At 43.2% G+C, this 22170-nt stretch carries 20 protein-coding genes; 15 read left to right on the top strand and 5 right to left on the bottom strand.

Annotation, left to right across the window (positions count from 1 at the left end; genetic code table 11):
- Positions 1–7: 7 nt before the first annotated feature.
- Complete coding sequence (gene yiaK / locus INP83_RS20030) at positions 8–988, bottom strand: 3-dehydro-L-gulonate 2-dehydrogenase (RefSeq protein WP_219125663.1); 981 nt, start codon at positions 986–988, stop codon at positions 8–10.
- 109 nt (positions 989–1097) lie between these two features.
- Here yiaK and INP83_RS20025 point away from each other — a divergent pair, with 109 nt between their 5' ends.
- Both INP83_RS20025 and purN read left to right on the top strand, forming a co-directional pair.
- The gene (locus INP83_RS20025; protein WP_219125662.1) at positions 1098–1592 is read left to right on the top strand and encodes a DUF5004 domain-containing protein; all 495 of its coding nucleotides are present in this window, start codon (positions 1098–1100) and stop codon (positions 1590–1592) included.
- Positions 1593–1640: 48 nt separating this feature from the next.
- Positions 1641–2219, top strand: a complete 579-nt coding sequence (gene purN / locus INP83_RS20020; protein ID WP_146272831.1) for a phosphoribosylglycinamide formyltransferase — start codon at positions 1641–1643, stop codon at positions 2217–2219.
- 19 nt (positions 2220–2238) lie between these two features.
- Here the strand turns inward: purN and INP83_RS20015 are convergent, their stop codons facing one another.
- On the bottom strand, positions 2239–2769 hold the full coding sequence (locus INP83_RS20015; protein ID WP_219125661.1) for an STM3941 family protein: 531 nt from the start codon (positions 2767–2769) through the stop codon (positions 2239–2241).
- Positions 2770–3007: 238 nt separating this feature from the next.
- On the opposite strand from INP83_RS20015, the gene purH reads away from it, so the two are divergent.
- The 6 genes from purH (at position 3008) to rodA (ending at position 10506) form a co-directional block, all read left to right on the top strand.
- Positions 3008–4534: a bifunctional phosphoribosylaminoimidazolecarboxamide formyltransferase/IMP cyclohydrolase gene (purH, locus tag INP83_RS20010; RefSeq protein ID WP_219127761.1), complete on the top strand. Its 1527-nt coding sequence runs from the start codon at positions 3008–3010 to the stop codon at positions 4532–4534.
- A 228-nt stretch (positions 4535–4762) separates the two neighbouring features.
- A complete protein-coding gene (locus INP83_RS20005; protein ID WP_067054626.1) occupies positions 4763–5785 on the top strand; it encodes a rod shape-determining protein in 1023 nt (340 codons plus the stop codon).
- Between the two features lie 94 nt (positions 5786–5879).
- Positions 5880–6713: a rod shape-determining protein MreC gene (gene mreC / locus INP83_RS20000; RefSeq protein WP_219125660.1), complete on the top strand. Its 834-nt coding sequence runs from the start codon at positions 5880–5882 to the stop codon at positions 6711–6713.
- Positions 6706–7224 carry a rod shape-determining protein MreD gene (locus tag INP83_RS19995; protein ID WP_219125659.1) on the top strand — a complete coding sequence of 173 codons (519 nt, stop codon included), beginning with the start codon at positions 6706–6708 and terminating at the stop codon, positions 7222–7224. Before mreC ends, INP83_RS19995 begins: the two co-directional genes overlap by 8 nt.
- Positions 7221–9245, top strand: a complete 2025-nt coding sequence (gene mrdA / locus INP83_RS19990) for a penicillin-binding protein 2 (RefSeq protein ID WP_219125658.1) — start codon at positions 7221–7223, stop codon at positions 9243–9245. Before INP83_RS19995 ends, mrdA begins: the two co-directional genes overlap by 4 nt.
- Positions 9238–10506: a rod shape-determining protein RodA gene (gene rodA, locus INP83_RS19985; protein WP_146272836.1), complete on the top strand. Its 1269-nt coding sequence runs from the start codon at positions 9238–9240 to the stop codon at positions 10504–10506. The genes mrdA and rodA overlap by 8 nt, the downstream gene beginning before the upstream one ends.
- Here the strand turns inward: rodA and INP83_RS19980 are convergent.
- Complete coding sequence (locus tag INP83_RS19980) at positions 10497–11783, bottom strand: hypothetical protein (RefSeq protein ID WP_219125657.1); 1287 nt, start codon at positions 11781–11783, stop codon at positions 10497–10499. The genes rodA and INP83_RS19980 overlap by 10 nt on opposite strands.
- 81 nt (positions 11784–11864) lie before the next feature.
- On the opposite strand from INP83_RS19980, the gene INP83_RS19975 reads away from it, so the two are divergent.
- The 3 genes from INP83_RS19975 to INP83_RS19965 all read left to right on the top strand — a co-directional run bounded on the left by INP83_RS19975 (position 11865) and on the right by INP83_RS19965 (position 13472).
- On the top strand, positions 11865–12446 hold the full coding sequence (locus tag INP83_RS19975; RefSeq protein WP_219127759.1) for a thymidine kinase: 582 nt from the start codon (positions 11865–11867) through the stop codon (positions 12444–12446).
- Between the two features lie 280 nt (positions 12447–12726).
- Positions 12727–13017 carry a putative quinol monooxygenase gene (locus INP83_RS19970; protein ID WP_219125656.1) on the top strand — a complete coding sequence of 97 codons (291 nt, stop codon included), beginning with the start codon at positions 12727–12729 and terminating at the stop codon, positions 13015–13017.
- Positions 13018–13097: 80 nt separating this feature from the next.
- Positions 13098–13472, top strand: a complete 375-nt coding sequence (locus INP83_RS19965) for a PleD family two-component system response regulator (protein WP_219125655.1) — start codon at positions 13098–13100, stop codon at positions 13470–13472.
- A gap of 84 nt (positions 13473–13556) precedes the next feature.
- Here INP83_RS19965 and INP83_RS19960 read toward each other — a convergent pair whose 3' ends face one another.
- Positions 13557–15737, bottom strand: coding sequence for a TonB-dependent receptor domain-containing protein (locus tag INP83_RS19960; protein WP_219125654.1), 2181 nt, complete (start codon positions 15735–15737; stop codon positions 13557–13559).
- An 89-nt stretch (positions 15738–15826) separates the two neighbouring features.
- Complete coding sequence (locus INP83_RS19955; protein ID WP_219125653.1) at positions 15827–16378, bottom strand: hypothetical protein; 552 nt, start codon at positions 16376–16378, stop codon at positions 15827–15829.
- Between the two features lie 168 nt (positions 16379–16546).
- On the opposite strand from INP83_RS19955, the gene INP83_RS19950 reads away from it, so the two are divergent.
- From INP83_RS19950 to INP83_RS19935, 4 genes are all read left to right on the top strand, one after another.
- Positions 16547–17965: an alkaline phosphatase family protein gene (locus INP83_RS19950; protein WP_219125652.1), complete on the top strand. Its 1419-nt coding sequence runs from the start codon at positions 16547–16549 to the stop codon at positions 17963–17965.
- Positions 17966–17975: 10 nt separating this feature from the next.
- A complete protein-coding gene (locus INP83_RS19945) occupies positions 17976–19028 on the top strand; it encodes an acyltransferase (RefSeq protein WP_219125651.1) in 1053 nt (350 codons plus the stop codon).
- A 42-nt stretch (positions 19029–19070) separates the two neighbouring features.
- Positions 19071–20147, top strand: a complete 1077-nt coding sequence (locus INP83_RS19940) for a lysylphosphatidylglycerol synthase transmembrane domain-containing protein (RefSeq protein ID WP_219125650.1) — start codon at positions 19071–19073, stop codon at positions 20145–20147.
- Positions 20148–20222: 75 nt separating this feature from the next.
- A complete protein-coding gene (locus tag INP83_RS19935) occupies positions 20223–22157 on the top strand; it encodes a sensor histidine kinase (RefSeq protein ID WP_219125649.1) in 1935 nt (644 codons plus the stop codon).
- Positions 22158–22170: the final 13 nt, after the last annotated feature.

The following is a 22170-nucleotide window of genomic DNA, read 5'->3' as shown; positions in this document are numbered from 1 at the left end:
TAAGCGCCTAAAGGGCGCTTATTTTATTCCAAATCACCTCATCAACCCAAACGCCTTCATTCATACTTTGCTCACGTGTGCGAAGCATGTTTTCTCCCGGGAATAATATCTCGCTGCCGCTTTCGTCACTTTTAGTGTATTCGAGTATATGATCTATCAACGCTTCATTTTGTCGGCTATCTTGTTTTATGGCGATAAATACCTGCGACACACCACTTTCTTTGCGCCTTGCTTCTGTGATTACTGCGGTAGATTGCCCGCCGCTAAGGATGGTTGCCAAAATGTCTAACACCAATGAAAGCCCCGAGCCTTTCCAGAATCCTATAGGCAAGGCACGTTTGCTGGCCAGTATGGCAGATGCATCGGTAGTTAAATTCCCGGCAGCATCGTAACCGCCGGGCTGCGGCAGGGGCTTGTCATCCATTTCATATTTCTGAAGTTTTCCCATAGCGTATTGCGACATGGCCATATCCAACACAATATGTCCTCCCGCGTGTGGCACCGCTATGATAAGCGGGTTGTTACCAAGGCGAGGTTGCGTACCGCCCCAGGGCGGCAGGTTGGCGATGGTGTTAGTGAAGCAAATGCCGATGAAGCCCGCCTCGGCTGCTTGCAATCCATAAGTTCCGCCGCGCATCCAATGGTTGGTATTTTTGAGGGTTACGCATCCAATACCATTTGATTGCGCTAACAGGATGGCCCTCGCCATGCTATGTTTAGCATTTAATATTCCCGGACCAAGGTTGCCATCCCATTGCTCAATAGCACCCAGTGTATTGATGAGCGAAGGCTCGGCATTGGGCAGCACCAAGCCCTCTTTAACGTACTCTACAAAAGTAGGAAAGCGGTATAATCCGTGGCTATGTACGCCGTCGCGGCTATTGCCTGCAAAAACATCAGCACATATTTCTGCTTTGTCGTCGGTAAAACCAATGCTAAGTAATATCTGTTTAAAACGGGCGGCTAATTCATGGTAGGGTATGCGCATAAGGCAAATATATCGTTGCCGTGTTTAAAAGCGTTGCAACTTAAAATAATTGTTGCTGCGTGCAGTTATACTAATGCTGCTTTTGAAATAAAATTATCTTTGCACAGGTATGATTAAGAAAATGCGTTATCCGCTTGTAGCTTCGTTAATGGTGATGTGTATCATCATTAACTCCTGCAAGCGCGATAATACCGATAACATTAGCACCCTGCTGACTACCGGTTACTGGCAGTTGGGCTCGTTAACCCAGTTGGATTATATCGGTGATACCCAGCTTGGCGATACCACCTATGTATGTGATACTGTGCAAACCTTTACTTTCAACAAAGACGGAAGCTGTAACTTTGTAAACTTTGCCTGCGCTACCAATACGGCCAACGGGACTTGGAACCTGAGTGATACTCGCTTGTTCTTAAATGCAAATATCACCGAGCCCGACTCAACAGGAAAACCCTACCAGCCCTTTGCCAACTCGCGTATAGCCAATCTTGGAGAATATTCTTTAGTGCTTGAGACAGGCGATATACAAAATTATTACTCAACTACAGACAGGCGGAGGATATTCAAATGGGGATTTGTGAGAAGAAGGACATCCACCAAATAATAAATTGATAAATTTTTATATTTTGCAGTATAAAAGCTACCACTTATTTTGAAAAAGAGAATCGCCATTTTTGCTTCGGGGTCCGGGTCAAATGCTCAGAAAATAATGGAGCATTTTAAAAAGCATAACGATGCCGAAGTGGTATTGATACTTACCAATAATCCGCAGGCTTACGTATTGCAACGTGCGGATAATTTTGAGATACCCTCGCATATTTTTACCCGCCACGAGTTTTACCAAACCGATGATATTATTAACCTGCTTAAAAACCTGCAGGTTGACTTGATTGTACTGGCCGGTTTCCTTTGGTTGGTTCCGCAATCTTTGCTGGCAGCTTTTCCTAACAAGATCATCAACCTGCACCCGGCTTTGTTGCCCAAATTTGGCGGTAAAGGAATGTATGGCGATAACGTGCACAAAGCTGTTTTGGCCGCGGGAGAAGAAGAATCAGGAATAACCATCCATTTTACCAATGCGGAGTTTGATGAAGGTGAGATCATACACCAGTCGCGTTTTAAGATAGAGCCTGGTGATACGCTGGAAATGGTGAAATTTAAAGGCCAACAATTAGAACATCAGCATTTCCCTAAAGTGATAGAGGGGTTGTTGAAAAAGATGAAGTCGTAAGGTATTAGAGATTTGTTGATCAAAGATTAGGTCTACGCTCTTTCAACACATTGTACAGATCATCAAACTTCGTTTTTAAAGCATTGGATGTTACTGCCACAGGCGACCCATACATTTTATAATTAAGCGACGCCGTTCGGCGGGCAAGGGCATTTGGCTGGCGACGGATGTAGCCATCAGGATCGTCTACCAATACCATAATAAATTTTTGGCTCGCAACATTTACAACATTAAATCCTAAAACATCCTCCCAGGGTACAAAGCCAACGGCGAACATACTGGAGTTATCGGTAAGGCCATCGTTGTCTATTATCATACCTGGCCGGGCATCAAACAATTTGCTCACAATATACAAAGCAACTATGCCAAAAAATACAGTGCATACAATACCAATTGTAGTTATCAATAAATGACTGCTACCGAATTTGTGAGCGTTACTCATAACCCATATACCGGCTGCTACTAATACCGCTGAACCGGAAAGTGTTAGTGCCATTTTTGTCTTGCTCAACGGTATCTCTACGATATCGAGCGGATTGTGGGTTTGCATATTTATGGTGATTAATACTATTGGTAAACAACTAAGGTGTTGATTTGATTTGTTTTAAATCACATTATTGCACTGTTTTAAACCACAGTCTCTTACTATCAAATTCATTGGTCCGGTTCTATAATCCTAACAATTCTTAAAATCCGGTGAATTGAAGTTAAGACAAAAAAACTAACCTCAACTCACTAATCTCTAATCACTAATGCGTACCTTTGCGGCTCAAAAATTCCTTGTTGTAATGAGTCATTCTGTTCAAATCAAAAACGCTCTCATCTCCGTTTATTACAAAGACAATCTTGAGCCAATAATTCATGAATTGAACCGCCTTGGTGTAAAGATCTACTCTACCGGTGGTACCGAAACTTTTATTCGTGACCTTGGTGTTGATGTTATTGCAGTTGAGGACCTTACCTCATATCCTTCTATACTGGGCGGCCGTGTAAAAACGTTGCACCCAAAAGTATTTGGTGGCATTTTGGCGCGCAGAAGTTTTAACAGTGATGAGCAGCAATTAGCTCAGTATGAGATACCGGAAATTGACCTGGTGATTGTAGATCTTTACCCGTTTGAAGAGACCGTAAACTCAGGCGCAAGCCAGGAGGATATTATCGAAAAGATAGATATCGGCGGCATCTCTTTGATCCGCGCGGCAGCTAAGAATTACAAAGACGTAGTGATCCTTGCCTCAAAAGACGATTACAGCGAATTGGAGCAGATATTGAAAACACAAAACGGCGGAACTACCATTGACCAACGCCGCCGGTTTGCTCAAAAAGCATTCAACATATCATCAAATTACGATACACACATCTTCCGCTACTTTGATAGCAGCGAACCGATGCCGGTGTTTAAACAAAGCGTTCAAAAAAGCCAGGTTCTACGTTACGGCGAAAATCCGCATCAGAAAGGTACTTTCTATGGTAACCTGGATGCCATGTTCAACAAGCTGAATGGTAAAGAGCTATCATACAACAACCTGGTTGATGTTGACGCAGCAGTGGCCCTGATAGACGAATTCACCGAGCCAACCGTTGCCATATTAAAACACACCAATGCATGTGGTATTGCCTCGCGCCAGCACATTAAAGATGCATGGGTGGATGCTTTGGCGTGTGATCCTGTTTCGGCCTTTGGTGGTGTTATCATAGCCAATGACGAGATCGATGCTGAAACAGCAACCGAAATTGATAAGATATTTTACGAAGTGCTTATTGCACCAGCATTTACTAACGAGGCCGTAGAAATTTTAAAAGCTAAAAAGAACCGTATTATCCTGGTTCGCCAACCGGTTGAGTTGCCGGCCAAACAATTCAAAACTTTATTGAACGGCGTTATTGAGCAGGATAAAGACAACACAGTTGAGGGCCCTGCACAAATGACCACCGTAACAGCTAAGCAGCCAACCGAACAGGAATTGAAAGATTTGCATTTTGCCAACAAAGTGGTGAAACACACCAAATCAAACACTATTGTTATCGCTAAAAATAATCAGCTGGTTACCAGCGGTGTTGGCCAAACATCACGTGTAGATGCCTTGAAACAGGCTTTGGTGAAAGCAGCAGAATTTGGGTTTGACGTTAAGGGTGCGGTAATGGCTTCAGATGCTTTCTTCCCGTTTGCTGATTGTGTTGAGATAGGTGCAGATGCCGGTATTACTGCAGTATTGCAGCCGGGCGGTTCAATAAACGATAAGCTATCGATAGAGATGTGTAATCAAAAAGGTATTGCCATGGTTACTACCGGGGTGCGCCACTTTAAACATTAATTTTAGTGATTGGAGATTAGTCAATTAGAGATCAGGCATAGCCAAATTACAATCAACTATTCTCCAATCTCTCATTAACTAATCTCTGTCACCGACACTAATTTTTAAAAAATAGAGTTATTATTAACTAATTGGTTTTTATTATCGAAATTAACACGGTTCGGTACGATTTCGTAATAAATAGGTTTGTTAATTACTAACTTTGCAAAATATTGAAAATACAGCCACATGGGTTTATTTAATTTTTTCACACAGGAAATAGCAATTGATCTGGGTACTGCAAACACCCTTATTATACACAACGATAAGGTTGTAGTTGATGAACCTTCAATTGTGGCTTTTGATCGTACAACTAATAAAGTGATCGCCATTGGTCGCCAGGCCATGCAAATGGAGGGTAAGACCCACGATAACATTCGCACGGTACGCCCGCTTAAAGACGGTGTGATTGCCGACTTTAACGCTGCCGAGCTGATGATCCGCGGGATGATCAAAATGATCAACCAGGGTAAAGGCTGGTTCTTCCCGTCGCTGCGTATGGTTATCTGTATCCCATCAGGTATCACCGAGGTAGAAAAACGTGCTGTACGCGATAGCGCCGAAATTGCAGGTGCCAAAGAAGTATATTTGATATATGAACCAATGGCTGCTGCCGTAGGTATAGGTATTGATGTTGAGGAACCAATGGGTAACATGATCATCGATATCGGTGGTGGTACCACAGAGATCGCGGTTATCGCCCTTTCAGGTATCGTTTGTGATCAATCTATCCGCGTAGCGGGAGATAACTTTGACTCAGACATTGTACAATATATCCGTCGCCAGCATAATATCATGATCGGTGACCGTACTGCCGAAAAGATAAAGATTGAAGTAGGTGCTGCATTGCCTGAGCTATCAGAACCACCTGCGGACTTTGCCGTACAAGGCCGCGACCTGATGACAGGTGTGCCTAAGCAGATCACGGTATCTTACACCGAGATCGCACACTGCCTTGACAAATCTATCTCTAAAATTGAAGAAGCGATATTGAAAGCGCTGGAGATCACTCCGCCTGAGCTTTCTGCAGATATTTATCAAACCGGTATATATTTAACCGGTGGTGGTGCATTATTACGTGGTTTGGATAAACGCGTAGCTGCCAAAACAAAACTGCCTGTACACGTAGCCGAAGACCCATTACGCGCCGTAGTAAGAGGTACCGGTACAGCACTTAAGAACATCGGTAACTTTAAATTTTTAATGCAATAATTTTTTCAATGACTGATTGAGTGATTTATTGAATTAGTGAATAATACTATCAATTCAATAAATCACTTATTCACTAATTCACTCCTTCAGAAGCATGCGTAACCTCCTGATTTTTATCACCAAGTACAACGCATTCTTCCTGTTCCTGATATTTGAGATCGCATCGCTGATCATTTACGTCAAATACAACTCTTTCCAAAAAGCTTCTGTAATCAATAGCACTAACCAGATCACTGGCGGTTTGTATGCGCGCGCTGATGAATTGAAGGGTTATTTGTCGCTCCGGGAAGTGAACGACCAATTAGCTCGAGAAAATGCTGCATTGCGCAATCAGCTTAAATCGTCAAAATACGTAGATACCGTTGCACGTAAAACAGTTATTGATACTATTTATAAACAGCAGTATGAATATATTGCCGCCAAGGTGATCAATAACTCTATCAACAAACGCAATAACTACCTCACTATCGACAGGGGCAGCCGCGATGGTATCGAAAAAGGTATGGGGGTGATAAATGCCAACGGCGTTGTTGGTAAGGTTGCCTTTGTAGGCGAGCATTTGGCCATTGTACAATCGCTATTGCATAAAGACTCGCGGGTGAGCGGTATGCTGGCATACAATAAAGAAATAGGCTACCTGCAATGGGGCGATGATATGAACCCGCACAAGGCTTTACTGGTAGATGTATCAAACAATGCCCAACCCAAAGTAGGCGAACCTGTGCTTACCTCAGACCTTTCGCTTTTCCCGGCGGGTATACCTTTGGGTAAAGTGAGCAGGCTTAAAGCAAAAGGCACAGGTTTCTTTCTTAATTTAGAAGTGGGCCTTGCAGTTGATTTCAGCAAGCTGGAATATGTGGATGTAGTAGTTAACAAATTTGCAAAAGAACAAGCGGGTTTAGAAGGCCAGGAGAAGAAAGATGAGTAGAATTATCCTTACTAACCTGGTGCGCTTTATAGTGCTGGTACTTTTACAGGCTTTGCTGTTAAAGAATATAACGCTGTACAACCTGGCTACGCCATACCTGTACATTTTATTTATCCTGCTGTTGCCGTTTGAAACACCAAACCTGCTGCTGTTTGCGCTTTCTTTCCTGTTGGGGCTTACCATAGATGCCTTTTACGATACGCCCGGCCTGCACGCTGCGGCCTGTACGCTGCTGGCTTTAGTAAGAGTGTTATTTATAAGCATTACCGTACAAAAAGATGGTTTTGATAACGAGCCCGAACCTACTTTAAGCATTATGGGCTTCAGGTGGTTTTTTACCTACGCACTTATCCTTACGTTGTTCCATCACTTCTTCCTTTTCAATTTAGAAGTATTTAGAATTTCAGAGATCGATTATACACTAAGCCGCTTTTTATTGAGTTCAGTATTTACAGTATTTTTGATGCTGATATCGGGCTTATTGTTTTTCAGAAAGAAAGAGCGTAAATGAATAGTTACTTTGGCCGACGCTACGTTATTGCGGGCATATTCATCGTGTTTATACTGGTACTGCTGGCCAGGCTTTTTTACATACAGGTGGTTGACGACCGTTACTATCTGTATGCCCAAAACAATGTTATCCGCCGTTTGATACAATACCCGGCCCGTGGCCCCATACTTGACCGTAATGGCAAAATAATGGTGGAGAACGAGCGTGTGTATGATATCACAGTAGTGCCCAAACAGGTAAAGGCTTTTGATACCGTAGAATTTTGCAAACTTCTTAATATTGACAAAGACGGCTTTGATAAACGCATCATCAAAGCACGAAAATACTCGCCTTACCGCTCTTCGGTATTTGAGAAGCAGATCTCTGCACAGCAATACGCCTCCTTTCAAGAACGCTTATCAGAATTTCCAGGTTTTGATGCCGTGCAAAGGCCGGTGCGTACATATCCCGATTCCAGCGCTGCGCAATTCCTTGGCTACATTGGTGAGGCTACCGATGCTATTATCAAACGTTCTAACGGATATTATAATCCGGGAGATTACGTAGGTATAACCGGGGTAGAGAAGTCATACGAGAATGTTCTGCGCGGCCAGCGCGGGGTTCGCAACATGTTATATGATTCGCACAACGTACCCAAGGGTGTTTATGCCAATGGTGCTTATGACACGGCAGCAGTAGCGGGTGACCGTCTGATATCATCATTGGATACCAAAATTCAAAAGCTTGGCGAAAAGCTTATGCAGAATAAGATTGGTAGTATTGTAGCCATCGAACCATCAACAGGCGAGATACTTTGCTTTGTAAGCACTCCAACTTATGACCCAAACCTGCTTGTGGGTAAGGAGCGCGGGCATAATGCGGGAATTCTGTACAAAGACCCTTACAAGCCTTTCTTTGTTAGGCCGATACAAGCGTATTATCCTCCCGGTTCATCCTTTAAGCCTTTGAGCGCGCTGGTAGCCATGCAGGAAGGTGTGATCACGCCCCAAACCATCTATCATTGCCCGGGCTATTACATTGCGGGTAATCGCCGCGTTAAATGTTTCCATGGAGAGGTGCATGGCGATGTTAACCTCGCAAGTGCGGTTGCCCACTCTTGTAATGGTTATTTCGATATGGTTTTCGAAAGGTTGGTTAATCGCATGGGAGGCGGCCGCAAAACTGATACTGCATATAATAATTGGCGTAACAACGTGGCTAAGTTTGGCTTGGGCAGCAGGCTGCATCTTGATTTACCTGCTGAAAATCGGGGTAATCTGCCTAAAGCATCTTACTACGATAAGATGTACGGCAAAAATGGCTGGCGATCAAGCACGGTAATCTCATTAGCTATCGGTCAGGGTGAGTTATTGGCTACACCTTTGCAACTGGCAAACATAGAGGCAACTATTGCCAATCGTGGCTTTTATTACAAGCCGCACTTGATCAAATCAATAGGCGACCAGCGGGTGATAAGAAAAGAGTACACGGAGAAAAATTATGTGGGTATTGATTCACAATATTTTAATCCGGTGATAAACGGGATGCAGAACGTGGTAGAGTTTGGTACTGCATCCAGTTCAAAAATACCGGGAATAATCATGTGTGGTAAAACCGGTACGGTTGAAGTAAAGAATAAGGGTGATAACTCGGTATTTGTAGCTTTCGCTCCGCGCGATAACCCCAAAATTGCAATTGCGGTGGTTGTAGAAAACTCGGGGCAGGGTGCTACATGGGCAGCACCGATAGCCAGTTTTATTGTTGAACAGTATTTGAAGGGAAGCATTAGTAAACGTGCCTCGGGTATATATCCTGAGTATTATATTAATAAAAATCTACTGCCCGAAATACCCGGTTCTCCTGCTGAAAAGGCGCGTCAGCGCGCGGATAGTTTGAGACGAGTTAAACGCGACTCATTAAAAAAAGCTGCTGCTGATACAGCCAAGAAACAAATAGAGCTTAAAGCTGCTACAAACAAGCAGGCGGCTAAAACACAAGAACGTTCAATAGCCATGCTGCCAAAAAGGAGGGATGATGAATAATCAACGTAGTTTCTTTTTTAATGTGGATTGGCTAACCGTACTTATTTACCTGGCTTTATGTACCATCGGCTGGTTCAATATCCATGCTGCGGTTTATGATGAGACCAAAACCAGCATCTTTGATCTTAGTACCGAGTATGGAAAGCAACTGATATACATCATATCGGCACTCATTATAGGTATTGTGATCTTACTGTTAGAGAGCAGGTTCCTGACGGCATTGGCGCCGGCATTTTACGTAATAACGGTATTATTGCTGTTGGCTGTGCTGGTAGTAGGGCGCAACGTGGGTGGTAACCAGGCCTGGATTGACCTGGGAGGAGGTTTCCGGCTACAGCCCTCGGAATTTGCCAAGTTTGCCACGTGTTTATTACTTGCCCGATACCTCAGTTCTACAAATGTTAAGGTCACGGAGTTCAAATCATTCCTCATAGCAGGCGGGATCATCTTACTGCCTATGATATTGATTAAACTGCAGCCGGATGATGGATCAACGTTGGTGTTCTGCTCGCTGATATTTGTACTATACCGTGAGGGCTTATCTGGGTACTTCCTTATTGTGGTAGGCTTGGTAGCTACACTTTTTGTACTCGCGTTGTTAGTTAACGTTTGGTTCATTGTTGTTGGTTTGGTGGCGCTGGCAGTGATGTTGTTACTAATGTTAAGGCGGAGCAGGCAGCTATCGGTAGGCTTGGTGATAGGGTTGGTAGCTTGTATCGGCTTTGTATTTGTGGTGAAGCCGCTTTATTATAACGGCTTAAAAAAACACCAGCGTGCCCGTATAGATGAGGTGCTGGGGCTAAATAACGACAAGCGTGGCGTAGGATACAATCAAAATCAATCAAAAATAGCTATCGGTTCTGGTCGTGTATGGGGTAAGGGTTATCTGCAGGGCACACAAACAAAATACTCCTTTGTGCCGGCTCAAAGCACCGACTTTATTTTTTGTACCGTAGGCGAAGAGTGGGGTTTTGCAGGCTCTATCACTGTTCTGGGTTTATACCTCTTCCTGCTGCTGCGTATAATTGTGATAGCCGAGCGACAGCGGTCGCCATTCTCCCGAATTTATGGCTACGGCGTTGCCTCCATCATCTTTTGCCACGTAACCATCAATATTGCCATGGCTATAGGTTATATGCCTGTTATAGGTATCCCGCTGCCATTCATCAGCTATGGCGGTTCATCACTTTGGAGCTTTACCACGCTGCTGTTTATCCTGCTAAAATTGGATAGTAACAGGATGGGAATTAACTACGCGTAACGCCTTCTTAATAATGCGTAAAACTTTTCGGTAGTAGCCTTTTTATCGTCCCAGTTGTTTTTGGTTACGTAATTGGTTTTCAGGAAACGGTCTGCTTCTTCAAAATTGCCGAAGCGGTTTACTATTTCAATAGCCTCGCTGTAAGCCAGGCTGTAGCCGTTAAAAAGATCTTTTACAAACAGCAATTTATCATTAAGGCTAATGGCCGATTTAAGATCAGTTATCGGGGCTTCCTGCTTTTGCTGACTTGGTACGGCGGTATTATTGCCTTGCTGTTGAGCACGCAAGCGCTCGTTTAAGGTAAGCGGCCGTTGTGGTTCCTCTGCTCCCACAACAGGTTCATTTTGTGCAGGTTGGTGTGCCGCAACAGGTTGCTCAAATTTAGGGATTTCGGGGGTTTGTTCTGAGGCAGTCTTTGGTGTATTATCAATTACCGGCTCAGGATTAGTGGGCACTATGTTTGGTCGCTCGGTCTCATCAGCTTGTTCTGTTTCGCGCGGCTGGGTTTCTACTGTTGCAGCTAATTCCTCCGCCGCGGTAGTTTGATGCTCCGGTTCAGTCGTTTCATCAGAAAATGTATCAGCTTCGTCGATTTCGAGGGTATGCTTTATGGTACCTGTTTCTTCACGTTGAAAAGAGTAAGTGTCGGCATCCCTTTCTGCATCTAAATTAATGCTTGGCACAGGAGTATCTTCAGCAGACTCAGCTTTAGCAGGATCAGGCTCAACAGGCTGCGGAACAATATATGGCGCTCTTTCTGCAACTGGTTTTACAGGCTGTACTACCGGTTCAAAATATTTAGGTTCGCCGGCAGGGCGTTTAATTTCAGGGGCAGGTATTTCCTGGCGTGGTGTTTCAACTTTAGGTTGAGGCCTAAAAAAGTCGGGCTTTGGCAGGTTAAACCTGGTAGTTTGCTGTTCGGGCTGTGGTTGTGCAGCAGGCTCGGGTTTCGGTGCTTGTGCAACAACCGGTTCCGGTGCAGGCGGCAGTGGTATGGCAGGCAGTGGTGCTGCCTGCTCATCCTGGTGCGCAGGTGCCGGCTGCGGGGCAGGCTTCCTTTCTTCTGCTGCAGGTGGCAGTGCTTTTTGCTCTTGCGAGCGTTGCATGTTAAGCTTTCTTAAAATTTCAGCATGATCCTTTAAAAAATGAGTGTTAGCAACAAAAAGTTCAAGTTCCAGATCATTCAGGTCGTCTTGTGTTTCCTGCAAATACTCGTACTGGTCTAAAAGTTCTTTGATTATTGCGCCGGTCTTTCTAAATACTTCCTGCTGCTTCATATGGCTTTAGATGTTAGGAAAAATGCTTACCAAAAATACTACAAAATTCTGATATTAGCCCTCCACTAAAAATTGAAACAAGTGTATAACGAGGATGTTTTCAGAAGAAAAAATGAGGTTGGGGGTAGCATCGAAGTTATCTGTGGTTCAATGTTTTCTGGTAAAACCGAAGAACTTATACGGCGTGTAAAACGCGCACGTATTGCTAAAGTAGAGGTTGAGATCTTCAGTCCGGCAGCCGATATCAGGTATGATAAACAAGCTGTTGTATCGCACAATGCCAATTCAATTCCGTCAAAATCTGTAAGCAAAGCTGCAGATATTTTACAACTTGCTGATCATGTACAATTGATAGGTATAGACGAGGCACAATTTTTTGATGACGAGCTTCCACAGGTTGCCCAAACCTTAGCCAATAAAGGTGTCCGTGTTATTATAGCAGGGCTGGATATGGATTTTAAAGGCCGGCCATTTGGTACCATGCCTCAGCTAATGGCCATGGCCGATGCTGTTACCAAGCTGCATGCGGTTTGCATGAAATGTGGCGGACAGGCCATGTATTCATACCGTCTTGTTCCCAACGAGAGCCAGATACTTTTGGGCGAAAAAGAAACCTACGAGGCAAGGTGCCGGGAGTGTTACAATCTGGATGGAGAGATATAAAATTTTACAGCGTAGAGCTTGACTCACCCCGTCCCGATAACTTTCGGGATGCGCAACCCTCTTCGCGAAGCAAAAAGGTTGATAGAATTATTTTATAAATAAAAGAGCTGCAGCTCACCGTCTTTGCGAAGCAGAGAGGGTCGACGAGCATAGCGATGTCGGGGTGAGTAGAATGCGTCGGATAACTAAATTCTCTCTTGTGTATCCTAAAATTTACAAGCTAATACCGAACTAAAAGGCCCATCAGGGCGTTTTTAAAATACATCAATTAGCCTTTATTATGAGTATCAGTGTAGTTGCTGCGTTGGCATGCCGCAGAGATGCCGCAATTGTATTAGGTGCCGAATTACGCAAACTGGTTTTGGCATCTTTAAAGGAAGATGGCTGTATCAATTGCCAGATCTATCAATCGCAGGAAGAGCCTTCTCATTTTTACTTACAGGAAGAGTGGACAGATCCTGCTAAATTGAAAGCGCATCGCCAATCCCAGCATTATAAATACTTTAACCATATCTCGCCCGCATTGCTTTACCAACCAGCCGTTGTTAAAGTGCAAAAACGCTTAAATTAAGTTATCCAACTAAACAAAAGTATTTCGGTGATGTTATTATAATAGCCTCTGAAGGGCCTATTAATATATATTGATGAAATATGGCTAAGAAGATTTTGCTTATTGAAGATGACAGGGATATTAGAGATACCGTTACATACGTGCTGGAAGGTGATGGATACGAGGTAATTGCTTCAGACAATTCCAGGATATTAAAATCACTGCCTGATATTAATCCCAACTTAATACTGCTTGATAACTGGCTTACTGATTGGGCCAGCGATGCCAGCGGACAGCAGATAAGTAAACAGCTAAAATCAGATCCAAAAACCAGCCATATACCCATAATCATATTATCGGCCGTTAACAATGTCAAAGAAATAGCCGAAGCCGGCCTTGCCGATGCCTACATTAAAAAACCATTTGATGTAGACGAGTTGCTGGCGATGGTGAAGAAATATATTGACAAGGCTTAAAGGTAAAAGTTCTTTGTTAGAATATAAAAAAGGCGAAAGGTGTTTAAAACCTTTCGCCTTTTAGTTTTCACCTTTTATCTTAAATTATATCTTAACCCCAAACCCAACGTTGAACGATATACCATCGCCCGGCAAAATGCCCGGACCAGGGTACATATTTATCCGCCTGGTAAAGTATTTTTGGTTGGTAAGGTTATTCACGTTAAAGTTTACATGATAGTTTTTGAGGAACCGGTAGTTAAATGCGAGGTCGACCAATTTGTAGGCTGGCACTATACCGGATGCCCCCGTTGGGTTAAACAACGTGTTGTTGACATCGCTAAATTGCTTACCTACATAGCTAAATAAAACGGTTGATGTAATGTGACCGTTGATGTAAGTAAGTCCGGTACGGTTGGTCCAGTCTGGCGTACCTTCTAATTTGTGGCCAACAAGGCTGGTGTTGTTACCGTTATTGTTAATGCTGCCGCTTATATACCTGCCATGTGTATAGGCCAGTGTGTTGAAAAAGCGCAGGTCGCTGGATGCCTGGGTGTCGAAACCGCGTATTAAAGACAACTCGGTATAAGCTTCAACACCTTTTGCTTCGGCGTTGCCAACGGTAGTTAAATATAGGTGGTTAGCACCGCCTGCATCCTGCACTGTTAAAGTGCCCGCACGATCATTATATCGCACGAAAAAGCCATTCACATCAAAAGTTAAGGCCTGCCCAATTTTACCTCGGTAGCCCAGATCGGCATTGTAACCTTTGCTGTCCTTCATATTCGGGTCAACCAAAGTTAGCTGATCTGCAGGGGTAACTGCTGCGTAAATATATGGGCGATAAGCTTGTGAAAAGTTGCCATAGATCTGCGTTGTATTACTTACCTGATATTGCATGCCTGTGCCGAACAATGGGAAAGTGCGGTCGCGTTTATAATCTACATTGGTATTGCGGTTATTTACCACACCGTTGATAGTGGTTTTAATCCCTTCAAACCGTACGCCGGGTGTTACCGAAAACTTATCCGTTAAACGGAAGATATTTTCTGCAAAGGCAGCATAATTGATAGCGTTCAGGTCGAGGTCGATGCCGTAATCCTTTACAATGCTCAGGTCGTAATTGGTGCCGGTTGTGCCAACACCCTTTTGCTGGCGATGCGTAGAACCATCTGCATACCTGATGCCGGTTGTAAGTGTGCTGCGAACGCTGCCAATATTATAATCAGTTAGTAAACGCGCTTCAGTAGTAAAGCTTTTGTAATGGTCGCGATCAACCTGGCGAGGGTTGTAAGTGTTAAGCGTTTTATTAACGGTATCTGCCACATTTGAGCCGGCAATGTATTGCACGCTGCTACGCTCGCCAAACAGCGCGTGACTGATGATCTCCAGTTTGGTATTTGGGCTGAAATTGTAGTTGAACACAATTGCCGGGATGTTGATAGCAGGCATAAAAAAGTTGCGGAAACGCGTGCTTTGCCTGCTGTTGGCCGTAAACATAGCATCGGTTAATCCACCAGCTATTTGCTGCACGTAATCAGACCTTGAGAACTGGAATGACAGGCTTCCTTTATCATTGAACTGATATTTGATGTTGGCATAATAAGCGCGATAATTAAAGGTAGCATTTGGCCGCCAGCCGTCGCCGCTGCGGGCATCAAAGTAAGCGTAATAACTTACCTTGCCCACTTTACCGCCTACTGCGTTATAAGAATTAAAGAAGCGGTTGCTTCCGGCTGTTTGCTCACTCTCAATACCGAAAGCCTTGGTAGTATCCGGTTGTTTTATCTTGAAATTTACCATGCCGCCAAACTGGCTGCCAAATTGCAGCGATGATGCGCCACGCACATACTGCACCTCGCCAATAGCCTGGAAGGGGAGGTTGTAATGATTTTCGGGGTAGCCCACCACATCCGAGTTGGTGTTATACCCGTTTTGGCGAATGTTGGTTTCAATTGAGCGGTGTATATCCGTACCGCGAGTGCCAATATTAAGCTGCAAGCCTGCGCCGTCCATCTCCCAAACATTAATGCCGGGCACCTGCGAAAATAAGGTGCGGGCATTGTTACCGGTCAAATTAGCCTTGCCTGCATCAGGATAAATAATATTGGTTTTTTTCCCGGAGAAAATGTACTGGCCGGATACTTCTGGCAGGTATTTGCTGCGGGTTTCTTTTATTAAAACGCTGTCTAATTTCAGCGTGTCCTTAGTAACGGTTTGGGCGTTTGCTGTATACGTAAATGCAACTGCAATCGCCATCAAAATATAATTAAAATAGAATTTCATTTAACTGAATTTTTAAGTTAAAACCTGGCGTTTTCAATCGGGGCAGCATGTGCCGATCAACGAAAAGAGGAAATAATGAATAAATAATATTAACTCAAAAACTCAGGAGGCTGACCGGGAAGTGAAATCAAAGGATCTTTAAAAGGGTTATCAAGATGGATGGTTGATGCAATACAGCGATCTTCCGCGACGCTAAAATTCATACTTAATATGAGATGGTCGTATTTGCTATCCTGCCCGTTCTTTTTAGCAGAAGAATCATCAGCCTTTTTATCGGCGGGGATATCATTTAGCTCTTTAGCGTAAATGATATTGCTTTTAACCAATTTGGTTTTCTCGTAATTGGGTACACACATTACGTAGAGCGTGTCCTTAGTGAATTTTAGCTTTACGTAATTGTAACAGGCATTTTTTAATTGCAGCTGGCCGGTAACATTCTTGTAATCCGTCCACTCAAAAATACCCGGAAGATTTTGTTTTACTTTAACTTCTATGAGCGAGTTTGGGTCGTAAAGGTTCTGGCTTATCAGGTCGTTCATGTGCCTGTCGGCGCGGGCAACCATGTAATTTTGCAGCAGCAAATATCCACCCCAGTTAAAAAGGTAAATTATCAAAAATACTATCGCAAAAAGCCTCTTCACGTATTCGGTTTAATCAATATGGCAATAATAAATAAAAATGCGGTTAAGTGCCAACACCAATCTTGGAGTTGGTAAACTAAACACGCACATTTATAATATTTGGTTATTTTTGTGGTTCATTTAACGTAGTTGTTAATTTCAACTATCGGTTTTTAACTACAAGTATCAATGCAAAGCAAAAAGCGGGTACTGTTTTACCTGGTGGATGGTGCCCATGCAGAGGTGCTTCCAGAACTGTTAGAACAAGGCCATCTTCCTAATATTCAGCGTGTCATTAACGAGGGGACTTACCGTAAGGCTACAACCTGCTTTCCCTCAACAACGGGGCCGGCTTACCTGCCATTTTTAACCGGGCATTTTCCCGGCACTATGGATATTACGGGTATACGCTGGTTTGATAAAAAAGAGTTTAAGCGTACGCGTTTTAACAAAATGGCCATGCGCAGCTATTGCGGGCCCGAGGCAGCGTGGTTTAACACAGATATGCCTGCAGATAAGCCAACACTTTTTGAGCTGATGGGTGAATCATATAACGTTTATAATATGATAACCCGCAACGTGCCGGATGAGTATGATCTGGGTAAAAAGGGTAAAGGTCCGCTTTACATGAAGGCACACTTTAAACTCCGTCATCACCCTGTTGATATACAAGGCCACGGCCGTGTAATGGAGATGCTGAATAGCGGTAAAGATTTTGATTTCCTGTTCGCCGTTTTCCCGAGTGTTGACTGGGATTCGCACTATCACCACATCCGCGATGAGCGCACTGTTGAGGCTTATAAAATCGTAGACCGCAGTCTGGGCGAAGTGCGCGCTAAGTTAGAAAAGCAAGGCAGATGGGACGATACGCTCTTTGTGTTAACATCAGACCACGGCCTTACGCCAACCACCAAACACCTCGACCTTGGCGATTGGATGACCGCGCAGGGATTAAAAGCTGTTTATTATCCTGTGATATGGAAGACTAACCCTAAAAGCGCAGTCTTCATTTCGGGCAATTCGTTTGGTGCCATACACTTGCTTAACCACAAAGGCGACCATGTATTACGCGAGACGGAGATACTGCAGGCCATGGGGGGCGATAAGCTCGAATTGTTATTGAAAGAAGATGCAGTTGACTTTGCTATTTACCGCGGCGATGACGAAAACACATTTATTGTTCATAACCGTTATGGTAAAGCCAGGATAGCCGTTAAGGATGACGTATTTACCTACGAACCTTTAACAGCGGACGTTTTAAAATATGGCGGTAAAATAGAAGCTACAGGCCACCGCGATATATTGGCTAAAACATTTGAGACAGATTATCCGGATGCCGTATTCCAGATCTATCAATTATTCCGCAGCCGCAGGGCCGGAGATATTGTAATAAGTGCCACCGTAGGTTACGACCTTCGCGATTTTTGGGAGTACCCGGAACATAAAGGCTCGCACGGATCATTACACCGCCATCATATCCATGTGCCACTGATCTATAACCAAAAGGGCTGGAAAGATTTCCCTGCACGCACCGCAGACCTGTTCGATAGTATTTTGAAGTGGAAGGGCATCACGCCAAAAAGTTCAGAAGGCGAACCTTTATTTTAGCTGAGTTTAAATGAGGATAGAACAGTTAACCTTTACCAGATTTTTAGCTGCGATATTAATTGTGGTTTTCCATTTTGGTAATGGGGTGTTCCCTTTCAATTTGCCCGGGCTAACCACACTCATTAGCTTTGGTTATATAGGTGTGAGTTACTTTTTTGTATTATCGGGCTTTGTAATGATAGTGGCGTACGGGCGCGAACAGAGTGGTATTAGCTTCAAGAATTATTACCTAAACCGTTTGGCCAAAATATACCCGGTTTACATAACAGCACTTATTTTGGCGCTGCTTGTGACTAAGCCCCAAGTTGAAGCTACAAAGCTCGGTAGTGAAACATTGCTGATTCAATCGTTTTTACCCAGATTTTTGCCATCATATAACTTGCCAGACTGGTCATTGTCTGTAGAGTTATTATTTTATCTGCTTTACCCTTTGCTGCTAAATTTATTTTTTTTAAAAAACAGAATTTTTAAAATAGGGGTATTTATTGTGGGCTTTTGGATGCTATCGCAGATAATTAACTACCTGCTCGGTTTACATAATAACGGAACGGAGATATACCATAATTTTATTTACTACCATCCTTTTGTACACTTAAACGAGTTTTTGGCAGGCAATTTTACAGGCTTGGTTTTCCTTCGGTTCTTACAATCGGAATATTTGCGTTCTGATAAGCCCCTGCTGGCTTTAATGTTGGTTTTTATTTTGGGCATTGCGTGGCTCAGGTGGATGCAGTTGCATGGCTTTGATTGGGCTGTAAACTTTCACAATGGGTTGTTGGTGTTGTTTTTTGCACCGCTTATATTGTTCTTATCCCTTAATCGAGGATTTTTTGCTAAAATATTCAATCACTCGTTATTAGTTTTTTTGGGCGAGATAAGTTACTGCATTTACATTTTGCAGCTACCACTATATACCTTATTTAACAATTGGTTCAAGTTAAATAATCCGTTAACTGCTCTATATTTTTATATAGTGTTTTTAATTGCTTGTTCATCAATTGTTTATTTATATATTGAGATACCTGGCAAGCGCCTTGTCAGAAAATATTTAAAAAACGCTTAACAAAACGGCCGTAAGCAAATTCCTTTTATATTTTTGTAGTTGATGACATCCAATCCGCAATCCGCAGGTCCCGAAAAGCAGGAAGCTAAGAACGTATTCAACAAAAAGGTAATCATCAAAGGCAGCCTTTGGTTTGCCCTAATCACTGTAGCTACCATAGCTGCCGTATTTTTTTATAACAACACAGGCGATACCGTTAAGGCCCTGCAGCATATATCTTATAAATATATTGCAATTTGTTTTGTGATGCTGTTTGTTGACCTGATGCTCGGCAGCTGGCGTAATCACATTTACGTGCAAAAATTGGCGCCCGGTGTATCACATTGGGTTAGTTTCAGGGCAAACTTCGCCAACATGTTTATGGGCGCGGTAACGCCTGCGCACGGAGGTGCCGGCCCGGCGCAGATATTTGTTTACACCAGCAACGGTGTAAAATTTGTTGATGCCTTTGCCATCAGCTTAATAAACATGGGTGCTACACTCATATTTATGCCGCTTGCCGGTTTCGTTGCTATAATGCTGATGGATACCACAGAAGTAGGTAGCATAGTACCTGCTATGCTCAGGTACGGTTTCAGTTTTTTTCTTTTATTTCTATTGGCATTTTTACTTGCCTTTTGGAAACCGCTTTGGGTTGGTTCCGCAATAAAACAAATAGCCAACGGGCTTTCAAAGATCTTCCCTAAACGAAAAGAGAAGCTTGCTAAATGGGCAGATAATTCTTTTCAAGGCATCAGTAAGTATCAGCAAAGCTGCAGCGTCATCATCAGGCAGCATCCGTTCTTGTTCCCGCTGAGCTTAGTTATTACTACCGCACTATACATGAACAAATACTGCATGCAGTGGGTAATTTTATTGGGCTTGGGTGTTAATGCAAACCTGGTACAGGTTATATCTATACAGATACTGATCCAGTTTATGATCTACTTTGCACCTACACCAGGGGGCAGTGGCTTCGCCGAAGGTTTTATATCAACGCTGTTTGGTAAAATAGTGCCAGCTTCGCTTATTTCCATCTTTACACTTTTACAGCGATCGTTTTTGTTGTTTTTCCCTGCAATGATCGGGGCATACGTGGTTATCAATTTACTGCGTAAACAAACGCTAAAGCAATCGTAGATAGCGGTTTACCCTAAATTGTTGTTTGCAGTTCACTTCGGTTTCGTTACCTTTAGAAGTTATTCTTATGCCCCAATGAGAAAGCTGCTATTGGTTTTAACCTTATTTTTGCCGGTTGCCCTGTATGGGCAAAACCGCAGTATTGATAGTCTTAAACTAAGGCTTTTATCATCAACCAAAGTTGATAGCACCAAGGCTGATATTTATTACCAAATAGCGGTAGCGCTGCAGCGAATAGACCCTGCCACCTCAACAAAATACATCGATACCTCTGCTACGCTTGTTAAGCAGCTCAATTACAAAATGGGCATGGCCAATATTGTTTCATTTGATGCGGTAAGATGCTCGCTGGAGGGTAAGTTTGATTCTTTATTTTTTTACAGTCAGCAATGCCTGCAAATAGCAAAGCAATATAAGTTGCCGCTTGCAGCCGCAAAGGCGTACAATGGCTTGGGTATTTATCATTGGCAAACAGGTAACTACAGCGAAGCGATCAAAAACCATTTGGCGGCCCTGCGCATACGCGAGAGATACAAAGATGAGCAAGGCATAGCAGCATCCATGGCCAACCTGGCCTGGGTTTATTTTGATAACCAAAACAACAAGGAATCGGAAAGATATGGTTTGGAAGCTTTAGAACTTGCAAGGCGTATCGATAATCCAACCGTTGTTGTAAATGCTATGCAAATACTGGCAAATGTTTACGGGTCTACCGGTAAGTACGATAAAGCACTGCAGTATGACGATGAAACCATTAAGATCTGCAATCGTGAAGCGAACAAGCGGGGATTATCACAAGCCTATTCTAACATGGCTAACTGCTATACCGAGCTTAAGCTTTACGACAAAGCCTTACAGTACCAACAAAAGGTATTGGAGATAGACCAGTTTTTTAATGATAAAAAACAGATTAGCGATACGTACTTAAACATTGCGGCTATCCATAACCAAAAAAAGGAATACTCCGTTGCATTAAAGTGGCTTAAGCAAAGTATCAAGTACGCTATCGAAAGCAAGTTTAAGCAAGGGCAAAGAAATGCCTGGCAATTGCTAAGCACGGTTTACGAGCAAACAGGCGATTATAAAAAAGCGCTTGATGCACATCAAAATTATCAGATAGCCAGCCTGGCTTTGGTAAACGAAAAAAGCAACGAGCAGATAGCCCGGATGAACACGCGCTATCAAACGGAAAAAAAGGAACAGACCATTAAATTACTGGCAAAAGAAAACACCATTCAAAAATTATCCATCAGTAAACAAAAAACCACCATTACCATGATTGCCGGGTTACTGATAGTGGCGTTCATCATAGCAGTTTTGATCTATAATCGTAACAAGCTTAAACAAAAGGCACTGTTACAGGCACAGGTGATAACCCACCAGGAACTAATGACCAAAGCGGTACTCGATGCCGAAGAGCACGAACGTACAAGAATAGCGGCCGATCTGCACGACGGTGTTGGGCAATTATTCTCCGCAGTGAAAATGAATCTCAACGGATTGTTTGAAAGGGTAGATTTTACCCGGCAGGAAGATCGTTTTTTGGCAGAAAACACACTGGCGCTGGTAGACGAAAGCTGCAAGGAAGTGAGGGTAATTTCGCACCAGATGATGCCAAGCACATCCCGCAGATCGGGATTGGCGTCAGATCTTAAAAACTTTATTGAAAAGATAGATTCCGATAAATTAAGAATAAGTTTGGAAACATCTGGCTTTAAGGATAAACTGGAAAGTAACGTTGAAACGATGCTATACCGGGTTATACAAGAAACGATCAATAACGTGATAAAGCATGCCCAGGCCACGCAGCTTAACATAGAGCTCAGGCAAACCAAAAAACTGATAACAGCAATTATTAAAGATAATGGTGTTGGCTTTGATACTCACTCGCACGCAAATGGGATAGGACTTAAGAACATTCTTAGCCGTATTGAATATATAAAAGGGACCATCAAGTACCATTCTTTGCCCGGAAGGGGCACAAAAGTATGCATACAAGTACCCGTTTAACAGAAAGGGTAAA

The organism is Mucilaginibacter sp. 21P (genome assembly GCF_019331605.1).
GTDB lineage: Bacteria > Bacteroidota > Bacteroidia > Sphingobacteriales > Sphingobacteriaceae > Mucilaginibacter > Mucilaginibacter achroorhodeus.
The sequence above is the reverse complement of the archived record's forward strand: the minus strand, read 5'-3'. Positions and strand labels throughout refer to the sequence as shown.